The sequence below is a fragment of the Paenibacillus sp. J31P190 genome (assembly GCF_059692075.1).
Genome location: NZ_JCAUAS010000002.1, coordinates 603,949 through 620,707 on the forward strand (window position 1 = coordinate 603,949; position 16,759 = coordinate 620,707).

The window sequence follows — 16,759 nt, forward strand, 5'->3', positions numbered from 1 at the left end:
AAGACCTGAGGAGAACGAAGGATAATGAACAAAAAAGCCAGTGTACTAATGATGAGTGTCATGATCTTATTAGCTGCCTGCAGTGCGAACCAAACAAAATTAAGTCCAATCGAAACAACGAGCTCTACACCGGCAGCTGTCGCCACAATTACACCGAGTCCTGTACCTTCCGCAACACCGGTTCCAACTCCGGTCCCAGCCGTGACAACGCCTGCTCCAGAAGTCGTCAAAAAAGAATATCATATGAACAAAAACTATGATATTGTCCCAAACGATCCCAATGGAAATAAAAAGATCGTCCTTTTAACCTTCGATGACGGTCCTAAAGAACAAGCTATGAATCAGGCGTTAATCGACATTCTAAAAAAACATAATGCCAAGGCCATTTTCTTCTTGAATGGATACCGAATCAAACAAAAGCCCGAACTTGTCAAACTCATTCATGACAGCGGTAATCCCATTGGTAATCATGCTTGGGACCACGAAAATTTGAAAAGCATGACGAATGAAAAAATTGACCAACAAGTGGATGATGTCCAAAAAATAGTAAAAGAATTAACAGGCAAATCGCCTGAATTTTTCCGACCTCCATTTGGTTCGGGCAATGATTATTTGAAAGCTAAAGTGAAAGACAATAAGATGCTGTATATGACATGGTCCAACGGTTCATTAGACTGGGATATGACTAATAAAAATAACGATTCCGGTAAAGTGATCGAAAATGTGATGAAACAATTGCATGGCGGTAGTAATATTTTGATGCACGAGCTGCCTTGGACAGTTAAAGCCTTAGACACACTTCTTACCCAACTTGAGGAAAAAGGATATTCTTTCGTAGATCCGAATGCCATTGAGCTTGAAATGAAATGATTAAAGAGCCTTGCAGTTCTACACATCAGGTGTCGATTCTGCAAGGCTCTATTTTATTAATAACTAATATTCACTGTTCTTGTACTTTCCTCATAGGTCACTTTCGCTCCAAGAGTTTCAGCTAGCAGCCGGACAGGTATCATCGTTGTTTCATGAATGAGCTTAGCAGCTGATTCTGTCAAATGCTCTACACCATTCAAACTATACGCATTTCGGTTCGTATAAAAAATAATCGTCTTGTCTTTCTTTTTGTAAACAGCAGCTTTCTGGTTATCGTCCCATTCCACAGTTGCACCTAATGCCGCGGCTAGGTCTCTAATGTAAAGGTATGAAGTCCCATCTTGAATATATGGATTTTGCTTCATCGGATAAGGAATTAAATCAAGCAGATACTTGTCCTCGTTTAATCCAAATGAAACTAAATGATTGCGGTTTAGCCCGAAATTAGCCATTTGCAGCGAGTAAGCAACAGCATCCTTATGAAGTTTAATCACACCAACACCAACTCGAGGTTCCGTGCGGAATGTCCATTCTTTCGAATAAGGTCTTGTACTTCCATCTTCCATGATTGCTGTCAATTTGATTTTGGCTTTATAGGTTGTATCTAATTCCAGCGGTTTCGAAGGCATCACGATTACTTCCGTATCTAGATGATCATCTTTACCCGGCTCGTTCTTCAGTAGTGACACCGAGTTACCGCTTTCGTCTTTTAACTCTGCTTCATCCAAACTTACCTTCTTTACTCCGGGACCGTTTAAGGAAGCCATGATCGGATAGCCAACCGGATATTCAGCTCCTGCATGCAGGCGAATTGGATCAGGAGTCTCATGGCCATCAAACAGGGTTGGCACATACACGTCACTATTTCCTGGCGAAACGACTAATTCTGGTGCAATCCCGTCTGAGAAACCAAATTCGATAACATGATAATCACCATCTCGGTACACACCGATTTCCACGAGTCCTGGCACCATGAATGGCGAACGATGGTAGGGAGCATCAAATAGACTATCTATAGCTTCAACTAAGGAAACCCGATTATAAGCTACATCCTCACTGCTTGAACGCGAGTAACCGATAAATTGTACCCGTTCTCTTAATGACTTGCCGATATATCCAGGTAATGCTGGGTCCTCATCATGCAAAGATACAGACGTCCGAATGGGATCGATTTTATTGCGGGATAAATACTGGGCATGCTTCTGGGCCGCTGTATTCAAAGCATTACTGAATTTGATCTTTGACAGCCCCAATTTCGTGCGATAATCATTGATCGCCCGAAGACCGTCCTCCTGCTCTTTGCTCGTTTCAGACGTTAACGAAACCGCACCTTTAATAACTGTAAATTTCCAATTAATTGTAATAGGTTGATAGCCATTAAAAGACAGCACTAAACGAGCATTATAGCTCCCAGGCAGTAAATCAGCCGTAGGACGATATACAAATTTAACGGAAACGGGATCGTAGCTAACATTTAATTCCTTATCGTTCAAATAAAAATGATAGCTTTCCGGCGTTTTTCCTTCACTAAGCTCAAGCGTTACTCCAATGTCTGGACGCAAGAGTCCAACATCGCCTTGCGGATAAGACAAGCTTCCATAAGATAGAGCATAGGATGGTTTCGCTGACCAAAAGATACTTGAAAATAATACAAATATAATAGCAATTAATTTTACATGAAACATCCATCTTGATTCGTGGTTCGCCAACATAATCGCTGCATCCTCCTGTTAAAAAGTAAATATGGTAAAAAATAAAAGAAACTATGAATCTATCATAGCTTCTTCACTTCTTTCACACAACTTAGGTAAATTGGTATAATTAAGTCATCTACGAATAATATTTAATGCCCCAAACCGTTAAACTAACCACAAGAATAATGAATAACCACAGTAAAGTTAGATAGAATATACGCGTCCACTTTCCTCGCTCAGAGGGATGCACAGCATTACGCGGCGGTAAATACGTATCGTCTTCCTGTACCTCTATTGGCCTCCGATCAGACCTTAAAGGTGATCTTTCCCCTACACTCATGTGCCCTGTTCTTCCTCCTTGCTGTATCGAAGTATACAGCCCATTACAAAATCAATGATAAAATGAGCGATTATCGGAGTCCATAGACTCCCAGTTTGAAGGTAAATCCATCCCAGACCATAACTTATACTGAAAACCATTCCTGTCATTAACCAATGCTGCAAATACCGAATATGGATCGCTGCAAACAAGATACTAGTCCAATAAGGGCCCCATGCATACTGAATCGCTCCTCGAAACAGCACTTCTTCACAGATTGCAACGATCAGAGAAATCAAAGCGATATGCCATACAGGGCGATTCCCGAATAACATTTGATTAATTCCGCCGTCGTCTGACACTTCCTTGGGCACCCACCTTGAAATCAAAACATCGACCCCGAGGACAAGTAGAGCAAACAAACTTCCCCAAATGAGAATCTTCCAGCCCCCATGAATGGTAAACATCGAAAGAATCTTGTGATTGCTCTGAAAAAACAAGATGATAATACCGATAATAAGCGTAAGCAGCTGGGTTATGTAAAGATTAAGCAAAAGTGTCCGGTCATTCAATTCATTCAAATCAACTTTCCCGAAGCGAATGTTCTTAAAATCAAATTTTTTCAAGGAAGCAGCCTCATTTCCTCACATATTCCCTTTTATAGCTATTTCCCCTATACTAAGTTAAAAGAAAAAGAGAGAATAAGGAGCTTTAATTATGGATAAACGTCTAACCCGCACTGATTATTTATTCGCCCTCATGTTTATCTTTATGCTTGTTTGTATACTTGGCGCCTTTTTCTACGGATTAAGAGTCGGCCAGGAGAAATCAGATCAAAAATACGATAAAATTTTACACGCCGACAAGGCTGTCGTTCCGGAAATTGGAGCCTATGACCAACAAGTACTCGTTTCTTATTACCATACCATCTTTTTGCCCTTTAGGGAATTTCAGAATAAATGGTTCGAATTGATGAGTCAAATCGAACTAGGCAACTCTACCGTCGATGCCTCAGCCGTTCTTAAAGAGTTGTACAAGCTAGCTGATGAGAAGTATAATGAGCTGCAAAAAAAGAGCATGCCGGCTTCATCACCGCTGCTAGTGCAGTCTCATCAAGGTTATCTCAAAAGCCTGAAGCTTTTTGCTGATACGTTAAAAAGTTATCAGAACAAGGCCAACGGACTTACTAGCCCACAACTGCTCGATGGCATTCAGAAGGATGCCTACTTCCTAGAAGCGAAAACACAGGCCCTGACGGCTCAGAAAAATTATTTCGATTCCATCGTTGCTTGGAACGGAACAATCGATCACGATATTGAAAATTTCGATCCCAACAATGATGCCAATTTGGATCAATGGCGTGCAATGAACATTAATGTCAAAAATCATTACATAACAGCCAAATTACTTAAAAATAAAGCTTTTGCTCCTTTTTACCCACAGGATTTGACGATACGTATTGATGAATTCATTGCCTCAGGTCAAGCTAAGAAAATGAACGTGAACGATGTAAATCAAACGATGGATCTGCTGTTAAGTACTAATGCTGTTCGGCCTGGAGACTTTGTCAAAGGGAAATCAAAATGGTATGCCAACGAGCTGCTTCCACAGCTTCCCTTTTTCTCAGATGTGAATTGAATTAAAAGCCGGGCGCAGATGCGCTCGGCTTTTCTCATTTAATCATATTGGAAACCGCGAAGCATGGCGACCGCTGCCATCCCTCCATCTACATTAATGACCCGGTCAAATCCGTTCGCAAGCAAATACTCAGCTACGCGATAGCTGCGCACACCATGTGCGCAAACGAGATAAATATCACGATCCTCTGGCAAATCACCCAGCCGATGAGGGATTTGCTGCATCGGAATAAGCTGTGCTTCTTCCAGATGATAATACTCCCACTCATGAAGCTCCCTTACGTCGATAATGATGCTATCTTTCAGTTCCTGTTGATTCAATGCTTCTAGGAATTTATTGGGATGAATACTCGTTATGTCGATGTTGGCACTTCCTTCCTTATTTGCTGCAAGAGCAATATCTATTTAACGAGTACAATAGCGAAAATCAGGCTAAAATACAAGTGAAATAGCATTGCTTTCTAAGCGTGCTTGCTTTAAAATAAACGAAAAGCTTTGGAAAATCAGTCGTTCAAATCACAATTATGACTTTCATGTGAAATTGATTCGACATGTATTGACACGATTTCAAACGCATGTTAATCTAATGAAAATTCTATATCACAGTACAGCGTTGACGGAGCCAAGCAAGTAAAGTAGCTTTCAGAGAACCGATGGTAGGTGCGAATCGGTAGCGAACATTTTGCGGAGCACTCCAGAGTTATTGCATTGAATGAAGTAGATGCAATCGGGATAGGAACACGTTACAGTTCCAGGTCGCAAGACCAATTGAGGCTTCCCGTGCGAATGGGCAGCGAACTAGGGTGGTACCACGAAAGCAATCTCTCGTCCCTTTGGCTACAGACATACGTGTCTGTACCTGAGGGTTGGGAGTTTTTTTTATGTTCATATTCTAAGGAGGGTTCGAATTATGTACAAAGTTCTAGTATCCGATCCAATTAGTGACATGGGAATTCAAATGCTTTACGATGCAGCCGATGTTGAAGTGGTTAAGCAATCTGGTTTATCCGAAGATGAGCTCATTGCCATCATCGGTGAGTATGATGCGCTTCTAGTTCGCAGCCAAACGAAAGTAACAGAGAAAATCATGAATGCCGCAACGAAGCTAAAGGTTATCGGCCGAGCTGGTGTTGGTGTAGATAATATTGATTTGGAAGCAGCAACAAAACGCGGTATTATCGTCATCAACGCACCGGACGGAAATACGATTGCAACTTGTGAGCTTACATTTGCCATGATGATGTCAACAGCACGTATGATCCCGCAAGCCTACAAGAAAACAGTCGGCGGCGAATGGGATCGGAAATTTATCGGTGTTGAGCTTCGCAACAAAACGCTCGGTATTCTCGGTATGGGACGTATCGGCAGCGAAGTAGCCAAACGGGCTAAAGTGTTCGGCATGGAAGTCATCGGGTATGACCCTTTCTTGACGGAAGAACGCGCTGAGAAAATTGGCGTTAAGCTTGGTACCGTCAACGAAATTGTTGCAAAAGCAGATTTTATCACGGTTCATACGCCTCTCACGCCAGAAACGCGTCACCTTATCTCCAAACCGCAATTCGATATTATGAAAAAAGGTATGCGCCTTATCAACTGTGCACGCGGCGGTATAATTGATGAAATGGCGATGGTTGAAGCGATTGATCAAGGGATTGTAGCCGGAGCTGCTTTCGACGTATTTGAGGTAGAGCCGCCACAAAAGGATCACCCATTCTTGAACCACCCTAAAATCATTGTAACCCCTCATCTTGGTGCGTCTACAATTGAAGCTCAAGAAAACGTAGCGATTGACGTTTCTGAAGAAGTTCTTCATATCCTGCGTAATGAACCATTCAAAAATGCTGTTAACTTACCGCCTGTGCCTGCTAATGTATTGAACAAACTTCAACCATACTTTGGGCTCGGTGAAAAAATCGGTTCCATTCTTGGTCAAATCGCACAAGGCGCTGTTTATGAAATCGTTGTAAACTATGCGGGTGATTTAATTGATGTGGATACAAGTCAATTAACACGTTACATCGTAAAAGGTGTGTTCGAGAACCAACTAGAATCTATTAATATCGTGAATGCCATGCACTTAGCTAAATCACGTGATGTGAATATCGTTGTTCAAACGTCAAACACATCCAACAGCTTTACAAATCTAGTTACAGTTACAGTAAAAACGAAGCAAGAAGAGAAAACACTTGCTGGTACCTTACTAGCTGGCTACGGCGAACGAATCGTTCGTATCGATCAATATCCGGTTGATTTCGCTGCAGAAGGTAACCTGTTGTTGATTTCTCATAACGATAAACCAGGTATTATTGGCCGTGTTGGTACGCTTCTAGGAAGCAATAATGTGAACATTGCAACGATGCAAGTAGGGCGTAAAGTTATTGGCGGCTCGGCGATTATGGTGCTAACCATTGATAAATCTGCTCCTGCCGAAGTACTGGCAGACCTTGCAACACAAGCCGAAATCGTGAATGTTCGTGCACTTACGGTATAACCTAATAGCGATTAGGTAACAAAGTGTTTCACGAACAACAAGATTTTGTCTGAATATTCTACAAAATTAAAGGCGTTTGCTGTGAGTTTTCTCAGCAAACGCCTCTTTTTATGTCGAAATTCGTTATTTAAACCTTATTTAGGGCTCACAAGGTAAAAGTAAAGTAAAGGTAGTTCCCTGTCCCAAAGCACTCTGTACAGTAACACTACCGTGATGTGCATCTATGATGTTTTTCACGATGGCGAGTCCAAGCCCTGTACCACCCGAAGAACCGCGCGTTCGAGCCTTATCCGCCTTGTAGAAGCGTTCAAATATGAACGGCAGGTCGTCGGCAGGAATCCCCTGCCCCTCGTCGGAGATCTCAATGCGGATCGCCGGCCGATCCTTGTAGACGGCGGTCTCTGCCTTAATGGCAATACGAGCCCCAGTGGCGGTATGCCGAAAAGCATTGTCGAGCAGGTTCGTCAACACCTGCTCAAGCCGGTCCTCATCCCCCCGTCCTAGGATGAGGGGCTCCTCAGGCAGCTCAGCGCTTAGCGTGATGCCGCGCTCTTTGGCCAGCACCGCGAATTTGCGGTGCATGCGTCTTACCAGGGAGTCGAATTCGACCTCCCTGAAGACCAGCTCGAGATGGCCGGCTTCCATCCGCGCCAGATCTAGCAGGTCACGGACGAGGCGCCCCATGCGGAGCGACTCGTCGTGAATGACCTGCACCAGCTCCACGCGCTCCTCCGGCGTGGAGGGGATGTCATCCAGCAGGGCTTCGCTATAGCCCTGCAGCATCGAGAGCGGCGTGCGCAGCTCGTGCGACACGTTCGCTACGAAGTCCTTGCGCAGCTTATCGAGACGTTCCTCCTCCGTGACATCACGGAGGACGGCCACGGCGCCGCGCACTTGATCGCTCGTGTATAACGGTGTCATCGCGACGGACCACACACCGTTTTGCACGTGAAGCTTCGTAGCAGCTTCCGATGATTCGTCCACGACCGCTTCAAACAGCGGAATCAGCGGCACAGGAATCGGACTCGAATAAGGATTGCTATAACTCATTAATCCCCAATCTCCGAGCGCTGTATCTGGTTTGCGGAAGCGTCTCGTCTCCTCATCATCCTCTGACCATTCAATCGTGCTCCATTCTTGCACAATCTTCTCACCTTGCGGATTGGTCAGCATGACAGATCCGTTCGCATCGAGCGTGATGACCGCATCGGTCATGCTTCGCAAAATACTTGATAAATGTTCTTTTTCCTGACTAAGGGCTCTGATGCTTTCCTGCATCTTCTCGCCCATGTGGTTAAACGTTTTGGCCAGCTCGCCTATTTCATCCTTGGACTGAATAGGAACACGGGTACCATATTCCCCCATGGTGATTAAATCTGCTGCTTTCTTCAACTGCTGAAGCGGTCTAGTAATTCGGGAGAACAAGAAGAACGCGAAGAAAGTCGTCATAAGGAAGCCAACTATGGACACATAGATAAACAATCTCAACATGTAAGACTGAGTGGCTTCTAAAGATTGTAGAGATTGATACAGCAGCGTAGCACCAACAATGGTGCCTTGAAGATTTCTTAGCGGTACGACAACAACGAGGTACTCAGCCCCTGCTTTAAACCGAGCTGTAGCGGACTGATTGACTTGTTTCCATATCGTCTGACCTGCGAATACTTGTCGAAGCTCCGCTTCCTTATAAAAGTCGGTCACATGGAAACTGGCTAATTCGCTCCCTTGTGTTGATGGAATAACCATTTCCTTCATATCGGTGGAGATCACCAGCATTCTTGCATCTTGAAAGCTTAGCAGTTCATTACTCAATTGATAAAACTGCTCATCAAACATGTGATGCGAAGCTTCTTCCGAGAATTTAACTGCGATATTCTTCAGGGTTTTCGTTTGATCATTCGCTTGAGCGAAATAATTTTCCATGTAATTGACAAGAAAAAGACCTAGTATGAGCAGTACAACCCCAACTAGGCCAATAATTGTTAACCAGAGCTTACCTACGACACTTCTGAAAATAAACACGTTATTTGGGCACCTCTAGCTTATAGCCTACTCCCCATACGGTCGTGATCATTGCCGCTGCATCCGGGGATACTTTGTTTAATTTTTCACGGAGTCTTTTTACATGGGTATCTACGGTTCGTAGGTCTCCAAAAAATTCATAATTCCAAACATCCTTAAGTAATTCTTCACGAGAAAATACTTTATCCGGGGATACAGCCAAATAGTGCAGCAGCTCATATTCTTTCGGAGTCAAAGCTACTTCCTGTCCTCCTGCGGTTACCCGATGTGCATCATGTTCGATGATAAGGTTAGGAAATACAATATTGTTGCTCGAACTCGCATCCTTGGACAAGTAAGCTGTCGCCGAAGAACGACGAAGAATCGCTTTAACCCGGTAAATAACCTCGCGAGGCGAGAAAGGTTTGACGACATAGTCATCTGCACCAACTTCAAATCCGCTAACTCGGTTCGTCTCTTCGCCTTTGGCTGTCAGCATAATGACAGGCGTGGACTTCACTTGACGAAGCCTTGCGCAAACTTCTATCCCATCAATACCTGGCAGCATCACATCGAGCAGCACTAAATCATAGTCCGTTTCTGTGGCCATCCGCAGCGCTGTTTCACCGTCTTCTGCTTCTTCAATGATATAGCCCTCTTTTTCCAAATACATTCTGAGAAGTCGACGAATGCGTTCTTCATCATCAACTACGAGTATGCTAGCTTTCATTTCCATGGAGCTTCACATCCTTATCTAATTAAGTTCGAATGATTTATACACCTGCATAGGAGTGAAGACCTGCAATGACAAGGTTCACACCAACTAATGTAAACATAACAACAATAAATCCAATAACAGTCAACCAAGCTGATTTCTTACCTTGCCAGCCCTTAGAGAGACGAAGATGTAAAAACACCGCATAGAACAACCAAGTAATTAAGGCCCAAACTTCTTTGGGATCCCAACCCCAGAAACGGCCCCATGCTTCTTGAGCCCAAATCATCGCAAAAATCAATGCGCCTAATGTGAAAATCGGATAGCCGATCGCAATGGCACGATAGCTGATTTCATCCAAATCCTCCGGGTCCATTCCTTTGACGATGGGACCAATAGCAGCTCCAATTGGCTTACGCGCAACAGCACGTGCGAGTCCATAGAGCAGAAGACCTCCAAGTATCGACCAAATGACCGTATTCAACTTACGTCCTGCACTTGCGCCTTCCATCCAAGACGGAGCTGTGAACAAAGCTTCCGACATGCCCAAGAACGGCTTCATTTCTACGAGTTTTGTATCATAAGGCTTCACAATTGGAGGCAATACATAAGTTTCGTTATGAATGTTCGTTTCTTGTTGGCCTTGTACATTGGTCGTGATAACTTCTTTGGAGAAAACGGCTTTATAGCCCGAACCATTAAATGTAAAGATGGAGGCTATGAAGGCAATTAACATCAGAATGAAAAAGATCGTAAGTTCCACGCCTCTTTGTTCACGCTTATCCACTTTGGATGTGCCTTTGTAGTCGACTGCTCGAAGCAAATACATCAGTCCACCGGCAAAGCCGACTCCGAAGAAAGCTTCACCTGTAGCTGCGGTTGTTACATGGATCTTGAGCCAGTAACTTTGCAATGCCGGAATTAAGGGCTGTACTTCACTCGGGAAAACAGAAGCATAAGCAATGATGATAAAGCCAATCGGTAATGCGAATACTCCAAGGACAGGCGTGCGATAAATGAGATATACGATCAAGAAGGCAAACATGATCATCATACCTAGAAAGGTCATGAATTCGTACATATTCGATGTCGGGATATGATTACCTTCCGCCCATCTCGTAAAAAAGAAAGTCACGTGACACGCAAATCCAACTAATGAAGCAATGAAAGCAACAAAACCCCAACGCTTCGTATGTTGTTCGGGGTCACGGTTACTCCATTTCCTACCGGTTATCGAGAGGACAAACAATAGAAATGCAACGAGGTAAACGAAAAAAGCTATAAGTAAAAAGGTGCTGCTCAGTGAGTTAACATTCACCCCTGGTCTCCTCCAATATCTAATGATTTCGGTAAAACTTCTATACCATTCTTCTTGAGTGCTCCTGCTACTTCATTCCGAAGTCCAAACCAATTCTTGTTCGTATGACCGCCCAAAGTAAGCTTCCCGTTATCAATTCGAATCCAGATACGGCGATGCTGCCAATAGAAGCCCATAATCACACCAATCATGAATATAGCAGATCCTACCCAAATATACGGCATAGCCTTGTCTACGCGAATGTTCAGATAGGTTGTATAATTGGCAAATTGAACACCTTCCATAGAGCCGACTGCAAGCTTCAGCTTCTGGCTAATCGGGCCGTTAATTGTATCTTGTGAGAACGTTTCTTTATCTATTTGTCTTGGGAAGTACAAGTAAGGTACACCGTTAGCTGCTAGATCTGGACCTGTAATGCTAAATATAAATGCAGGTGCCTTGGGCTCATTTGACTTGCTAATGGGTTGTCCCTTTTCCAGACCAAACTCGGGGAAATACCCTTTCAGCGTCAGCTTATAGGGACCTGCTTGATATTCATCCTTAGGATTATTCATCGGCAATTCAAAGCTTCCATAAGACTCACCTGTTGCAGGATTGCTAAGTGTTGGCTTCACGGAGATGAGCATTGGTGTAGATTTATAATCGAATTGATAAGCTTGAAGACCTTTGTAATCAAGTGGATGATTCACGATGATGTTCTCTTTGTGCACTTCGGTAAGTACCGGTTCTTTGGATGAATCGTCACAATTCGCGGAACAGTGATACAAAACTGCCTGAGTTTCATAGGTTTTCGGGACAATTTGTCCTTTAGCCTTAATACTTTCTGGCAAATCTTTCTCGTCATACAGCTCCAACGTGAACTTTTCATTTTTAATGAAATAGGAAGTGTGAGGGATTGCTTTGGTTTCCCCTTCTAGAATACCCATGTACTCATCCATATGCCAGCCTGGAATGCTTCTCATTAACACACCGATCAGAAAAATAATAAGACCAATATGATTGATATAGGGGCCCCAGCGGCTAAAACGGTATTTCTCAGCTAATAGCGCTGTTCCATCTGTATGTACACGATAATTTTTTTTACGCAAAAGCGCACCAAGCTTATTTGTCCATGCTTCCTCATCCGTTCCCGGCGGCAGTTCGGTGACAAGTGTCACTTTCTGTCTCGTGAGAAAATTCAAGTGTTTGCGAATCTGCTGCTTAGATAGCGCGCGATATAATGGTAACACCCGATCTAAACTACAAATGACTAGGGATGTTCCTATCATAAATAGCAGCGTGATGAACCACCACGAACTAAACGTGTGGGAGAAGCCAAGAAAGTGATAAATGGTCCCGAGTGTACCATAGTTTTGCGAATAATACTGAGCAGGATCCATATCTAAGAACGTATTTTCTTGTGGAAAAATAGTTCCGACGGCAGATGCGACGACCGTCCAAATAATGATCCATACCGCTATTTTAACCGAGGAAAAGAAATTCCAGACTTTATCCAGCAAAGAAGGGTTCGATTTCTGAGAGCGACGGGCCATACCGTCGTATCGCATTTCCAGTATATCTCTGCCCTCCGTGTCAATCAGCGGATTACCACAAGATTCACAAAGCGTAGTGCCTGTGGGATTTTGATGCCCGCAATCGCATTTGGTGTTGTAGAACATGATGACCTCCTGAAAACTTTAAGCATTCATTCATTTTAAGACTTGTCAACCAACTTAGCGATCGATTCATCGATAAAAGACTCCGTCATCTGACCGATTTTCTTCACGGCCACTCTGCCGTCTGCACCAATAAAGAAGGTTGTCGGATAATCCATGACGCCATACTGCTTACGTACGACTTCTTTGGCATCCAGGAGTACAGGCATATTCAACTTATACTGATCCATGAAGCTTTGCACCGTTACTTTATTCTTATCCACATTAACCTCTAAGAAAACCACGCCTTCTTTGCTCCATTTATCATATTGCTTTTGGAGAGCAGGCATTTCTTCTTTGCACGGCGGGCAAAAGGTTCCCCAGAAATTAACCAAAACCGGTTTGCCTTTATATTCCGATAATTCATGTGTTTTACCATCTAATCCGACTAAGGAGAAATTCGTCGCTTTGTCGCCTGTTTGGGGATACTTCTTGCTGTCAGATGCCGACAAATTGGTAATAATGGTAAACACGCCAATAATAAGCACGACCGCAAATATCCCAATCTGTACCCATTTCTTATTTGGACCCACGTATAATCACCTTCGCTTTTTTAACAATGTTAGTTTTTTCACATAGGTTTATTCTTTTATTATAACGAAAAGAAGGCCAATTCTTATTGGCCTTTTTGAACGTTATGTGTCTTGAGAGCTTCGTTCCTAAGCTCCTCAACCTCTTTAGGCGTCAAGTGACGATACTTGGCTCTTGGCAAGCCAGTTAAAAAGATTGGACCGAATTTAATTCGTTTTAATTTGATCACAGGAAAAGAGATGGCCTCGAACATACGTCTGACTTGTCGATTCCTGCCCTCGTAGATCGTAATTTGAATAATGGACTCATTCTTCTCCATATTCACATCCGCATATTCAACCTCAGCCGGAGCCGTCATGCCATCCTCTAACTGTATACCCGTTTTTAGCTTGTCTAATAACGTTCCGTGCGGTACCCCTTTTACAGTGGCTTGATAGGTTTTGGGAACATGATGTTTAGGATGCGTGAGTAAATGGGCAAATTCACCGTCATTCGTGAGAAGGAGCAACCCTTCTGTATCATAATCCAATCGTCCGACCGGATAAACGCGTTCTCTAATCCCAGGCAAGAAGTCCGTTACAACTTTACGTCCCTCTGGGTCCGTAGCACTTGTAATAACACCTTTGGGCTTATTCAAAATCACATAGATCTTCTTTTGTTGACCAATAGCACGTCCATCAACTCTAATTTCATCTTCTTCCGAGTTTACTTTCACGCCAAGCGTGGTGACGACTTCACCATTCACTTGAACACGTCCCGCTGTGATAATTTCCTCACATTTCCGACGGGATGCGATCCCCGCTTCGGCTAATACTTTTTGCAGTCTTTCCATGATCCGCTTTCACCTCAAGCTAATGATAACGGAGTTCCATGTAAATCTCAAGAGCGAAGACTTATTGAGTCTGTTATTCGGTTGCAAGGCACGATGGAATAATCATTTTAAGTGAATACCAAAAAGCAGATGATGATGGAAGCAATAAAGCCGACTAAGTCAGAAATAAGCCCTACTTTTAGCGCATAACCAGCCTTCCGAATGCCGATAGCGCCAAAATATACCGTAATCACATATAAAGTCGTATCCGTGCTCCCTTGAACCGTCGAAGCAATCCGGCCAATCATGGAGTCAGGGCCAAACTGCTCGATAAGATCCGTTGTAAAAGCTAGCGAACCCGCTCCAGTAATCGGACGCAGGATGGCCAAAGGCAGCACTTCGGTTGGAACTCCGATGCTTTCAAAGAATGGACGCATCCAGCCGATTAACAAATCCATCGCACCGGAGGCACGGAAGACAGATATGGCTACCATCATACCTACTAGATGAGGGATGATTTTGATTGCTGTATCAAAGCCCTCTTTAGCTCCGTCAACAAACGATTCGTAAACAGGCACCTTTCGATAGGCCGCGTATAAAGGAATGAAGACGATCATGATAGGGATTGCCCATGCTGAGATGAGCGAAACGAAGGCATACATTCGTAATCATCCTTTCAAAGGAGGGATGGGTGAGCGTGACCTTCGATACCATCGATCCACAAAAATAGCCGCGGCCGTCGAAATGACAGTCGCAATTAGCGTTGTGCCAACGATTTCCGCAGGATTCAAAGAATTGTAGTTCATTCGAATGGCAATTAACGTCGTAGGAATAAGTGTAATACTTGAAGTGTTAAGCGCTAAAAGTGTACACATAGCTGTGCTAGCCGTGTCTTTATCGGGATTCAGCTTCTGCAGCTCCTGCATCGCCTTAATCCCCATAGGTGTAGCCGCGTTCCCAAGACCAAGAATATTGGCACTCATATTGGACATGATGTAGCCGATGGCTGGGTGATTCTTAGGAACACTAGGGAATAAGAAACGAACCGCCGGCTGCAATAATCTCGCAAGTTTGCTAAGAAGACCAGCATCTTCGGCTATCCGCATCATACCCATCCAAAAGACTAGCACGCTAATGAGTCCAAAGCAGACCGTAACTCCGCTCTTAGCACCATCGAAAGCTGCTTGTGTGACTGTTTCCACATTCCCATTAAATGCCGCCACGCCAAACCCAACAACAATAAAAAACAACCATATCCAATTCACCATATCGAATGGCCTCCTAAGAGTATTGCTTTAGCAAAACTAGCATTGTAAGCATAAGTTTAGTTTAATCCGCCCATTGTGGTTCCGAGACTGTAAACAGGCTCTGTATTAACAATCTACAAATATATCCGTAGTGTGAGAGCCATGTATCTTGATACGCATTACTTTCTTTAAAGGAGAATGTGGACTGACTAGTCGCTTGCAGTAACGGGCTTGTTGAATCATAGATGGGTACAGTTTGAATTGACTTCTGGTTGAGTGAAAATTGCAGCGTCCCTCGTTCGGCTAACCGATATTCCATAGAAGCTGGATCGACTAGTGCTACTTTCCGAGTCAGTTGCGCAGCTTCACCTTCAGCTAATGGATAAGAGAACGTCCTCCCCGCAACCCAAGGAGTGCCCTCAACGGCATCGCCTTTCTTGACAATCGTTTGTAACGGATAATATTTAAAACCATATTGAAGTAACCGAGCATGATCCCCCCAATCATCCGGATCATTGAGCGTAACAACGGCAAGATGCTGGCCGTCTCTCGTGGCTGATGAGACCAAGCAGCGCTTGGCAAGCTTCGTATAACCTGTTTTCACACCGTCAGCACCTTCAAAGAGAGACAGCATTTTATTTTTGTTAAGCCATGAATAATCCCAAGCTTCATTCGGATTCGGCACTTTCTTGATTTTCGTGGAAACAATGTCTTGAAATACAGTATTTTTTAGCGCATAAGCCGTCAGCTTAGCCATATCATTCGGACTGGAGCGATGACCTTCTCCCTCATCGAGGCCCGAAGGATTGGTGAAATGCGAGTGTTCCATACCGAGCATCTTGGCCTTCTCATTCATCAAATAGACGAAGCCTTCCACACTTCCTCCAATATGCTCGGCGATTGCGGTTGCTGCATCATTTCCGGAACGCATCATAAGACCATACAGCATGTCGTGCAGACGCATTTCTTCGCCAAGCTTTAGATAAATGGAAGAACCTTCTTTGCCGAACGCATTTTTACTAACCTTGACTTTATCCGTCAATTTACCTTGTTCAATCGCAATGATAGCGGTCATAATTTTGGTCAAGCTGGCTATTCGCATAGGCGTGTCCCCTTTTTCACTATAGAGGATACGGCCTGACTCCACATCAATAAGGGAAGCACCCACTGCATTCGTATGGATGCCAGGCGGTGCTGCCTCCACTTGTCCAAATGGCGCCAAAAGTATACTAATGATCGCGCCCCATAATAGGATAAACCTGACTCTTATCTTCATCGTCTTCCCCCTACGCAAAAGAACTTGTACCTTGTTTGACTAGACAAAACTTTGTACAAGTATATGCTTATGAAATGGGGATATGTCCAAGTCTTCTTATTTACAAAACAGAAATCAGTCCGTATAATGAGAAATAATTCAATACGGAGATCACC

At 43.7% G+C, this 16,759-nt stretch carries 16 protein-coding genes and 1 other annotated feature; of the genes, 3 read left to right on the forward strand and 13 right to left on the reverse strand.

The window, feature by feature from the left end; all coding sequences use genetic code 11:
* Window positions 1–24: 24 nt before the first annotated feature.
* The gene (locus tag AC58U0_RS06405; RefSeq protein ID WP_497378149.1) at window positions 25–870 is read left to right on the forward strand and encodes a polysaccharide deacetylase family protein; all 846 of its coding nucleotides are present in this window, start codon (window positions 25–27) and stop codon (window positions 868–870) included.
* Window positions 871–926: 56 nt separating this feature from the next.
* Here the strand turns inward: AC58U0_RS06405 and AC58U0_RS06410 are convergent, their stop codons facing one another.
* The 3 genes from AC58U0_RS06410 to AC58U0_RS06420 all read right to left on the reverse strand — a co-directional run bounded on the left by AC58U0_RS06410 (window position 927) and on the right by AC58U0_RS06420 (window position 3,509).
* Window positions 927–2,582 (reverse strand): stalk domain-containing protein, encoded by a 1,656-nt coding sequence (locus AC58U0_RS06410; protein WP_497378150.1) that lies wholly within the window; start codon window positions 2,580–2,582, stop codon window positions 927–929.
* A 118-nt stretch (window positions 2,583–2,700) separates the two neighbouring features.
* A complete protein-coding gene (locus AC58U0_RS06415) occupies window positions 2,701–2,904 on the reverse strand; it encodes a hypothetical protein (protein WP_497378151.1) in 204 nt (67 codons plus the stop codon).
* A complete protein-coding gene (locus AC58U0_RS06420) occupies window positions 2,901–3,509 on the reverse strand; it encodes a CPBP family intramembrane glutamic endopeptidase (protein ID WP_057301838.1) in 609 nt (202 codons plus the stop codon). Before AC58U0_RS06420 ends, AC58U0_RS06415 begins: the two co-directional genes overlap by 4 nt.
* A 91-nt stretch (window positions 3,510–3,600) precedes the next feature.
* On the opposite strand from AC58U0_RS06420, the gene AC58U0_RS06425 reads away from it, so the two are divergent.
* On the forward strand, window positions 3,601–4,521 hold the full coding sequence (locus AC58U0_RS06425; protein ID WP_497378152.1) for a hypothetical protein: 921 nt from the start codon (window positions 3,601–3,603) through the stop codon (window positions 4,519–4,521).
* Between the two features lie 38 nt (window positions 4,522–4,559).
* On the opposite strand, the gene AC58U0_RS06430 is transcribed toward AC58U0_RS06425, so the two are convergent.
* The gene (locus AC58U0_RS06430) at window positions 4,560–4,841 is read right to left on the reverse strand and encodes a rhodanese-like domain-containing protein (protein WP_497378153.1); all 282 of its coding nucleotides are present in this window, start codon (window positions 4,839–4,841) and stop codon (window positions 4,560–4,562) included.
* Window positions 4,842–5,124: 283 nt separating this feature from the next.
* Window positions 5,125–5,356 (forward strand) — a binding site (T-box leader).
* A 74-nt stretch (window positions 5,357–5,430) separates the two neighbouring features.
* On the opposite strand from AC58U0_RS06430, the gene serA reads away from it, so the two are divergent.
* The gene (serA, locus tag AC58U0_RS06435; RefSeq protein WP_497378154.1) at window positions 5,431–7,011 is read left to right on the forward strand and encodes a phosphoglycerate dehydrogenase; all 1,581 of its coding nucleotides are present in this window, start codon (window positions 5,431–5,433) and stop codon (window positions 7,009–7,011) included.
* A gap of 138 nt (window positions 7,012–7,149) precedes the next feature.
* Here the strand turns inward: serA and AC58U0_RS06440 are convergent, their stop codons facing one another.
* From AC58U0_RS06440 to AC58U0_RS06480, 9 genes are all read right to left on the reverse strand, one after another.
* Window positions 7,150–9,033 carry an ATP-binding protein gene (locus tag AC58U0_RS06440; RefSeq protein ID WP_497378155.1) on the reverse strand — a complete coding sequence of 628 codons (1,884 nt, stop codon included), beginning with the start codon at window positions 9,031–9,033 and terminating at the stop codon, window positions 7,150–7,152.
* A gap of 1 nt (window position 9,034) precedes the next feature.
* The gene (locus tag AC58U0_RS06445; RefSeq protein ID WP_029192975.1) at window positions 9,035–9,748 is read right to left on the reverse strand and encodes a response regulator transcription factor; all 714 of its coding nucleotides are present in this window, start codon (window positions 9,746–9,748) and stop codon (window positions 9,035–9,037) included.
* A 37-nt stretch (window positions 9,749–9,785) separates the two neighbouring features.
* Entirely contained in the window at window positions 9,786–11,045 is a 1,260-nt protein-coding gene (gene ccsA / locus AC58U0_RS06450) for a cytochrome c biogenesis protein CcsA (RefSeq protein ID WP_497378156.1), read from the reverse strand.
* Entirely contained in the window at window positions 11,042–12,703 is a 1,662-nt protein-coding gene (gene resB / locus AC58U0_RS06455) for a cytochrome c biogenesis protein ResB (RefSeq protein ID WP_497378157.1), read from the reverse strand. Before resB ends, ccsA begins: the two co-directional genes overlap by 4 nt.
* Window positions 12,704–12,738: 35 nt before the next feature.
* The gene (locus AC58U0_RS06460) at window positions 12,739–13,272 is read right to left on the reverse strand and encodes a redoxin domain-containing protein (RefSeq protein ID WP_497378158.1); all 534 of its coding nucleotides are present in this window, start codon (window positions 13,270–13,272) and stop codon (window positions 12,739–12,741) included.
* Window positions 13,273–13,355: 83 nt separating this feature from the next.
* On the reverse strand, window positions 13,356–14,102 hold the full coding sequence (locus tag AC58U0_RS06465) for a pseudouridine synthase (protein ID WP_060649492.1): 747 nt from the start codon (window positions 14,100–14,102) through the stop codon (window positions 13,356–13,358).
* Window positions 14,103–14,209: 107 nt separating this feature from the next.
* On the reverse strand, window positions 14,210–14,743 hold the full coding sequence (locus tag AC58U0_RS06470; protein WP_057301846.1) for a spore maturation protein: 534 nt from the start codon (window positions 14,741–14,743) through the stop codon (window positions 14,210–14,212).
* A 6-nt stretch (window positions 14,744–14,749) separates the two neighbouring features.
* Window positions 14,750–15,349, reverse strand: a complete 600-nt coding sequence (locus tag AC58U0_RS06475; RefSeq protein WP_497378159.1) for a nucleoside recognition domain-containing protein — start codon at window positions 15,347–15,349, stop codon at window positions 14,750–14,752.
* A gap of 61 nt (window positions 15,350–15,410) precedes the next feature.
* Complete coding sequence (locus tag AC58U0_RS06480) at window positions 15,411–16,604, reverse strand: D-alanyl-D-alanine carboxypeptidase family protein (RefSeq protein WP_497378160.1); 1,194 nt, start codon at window positions 16,602–16,604, stop codon at window positions 15,411–15,413.
* Between the last annotated feature and the right edge of the window lie 155 nt (window positions 16,605–16,759).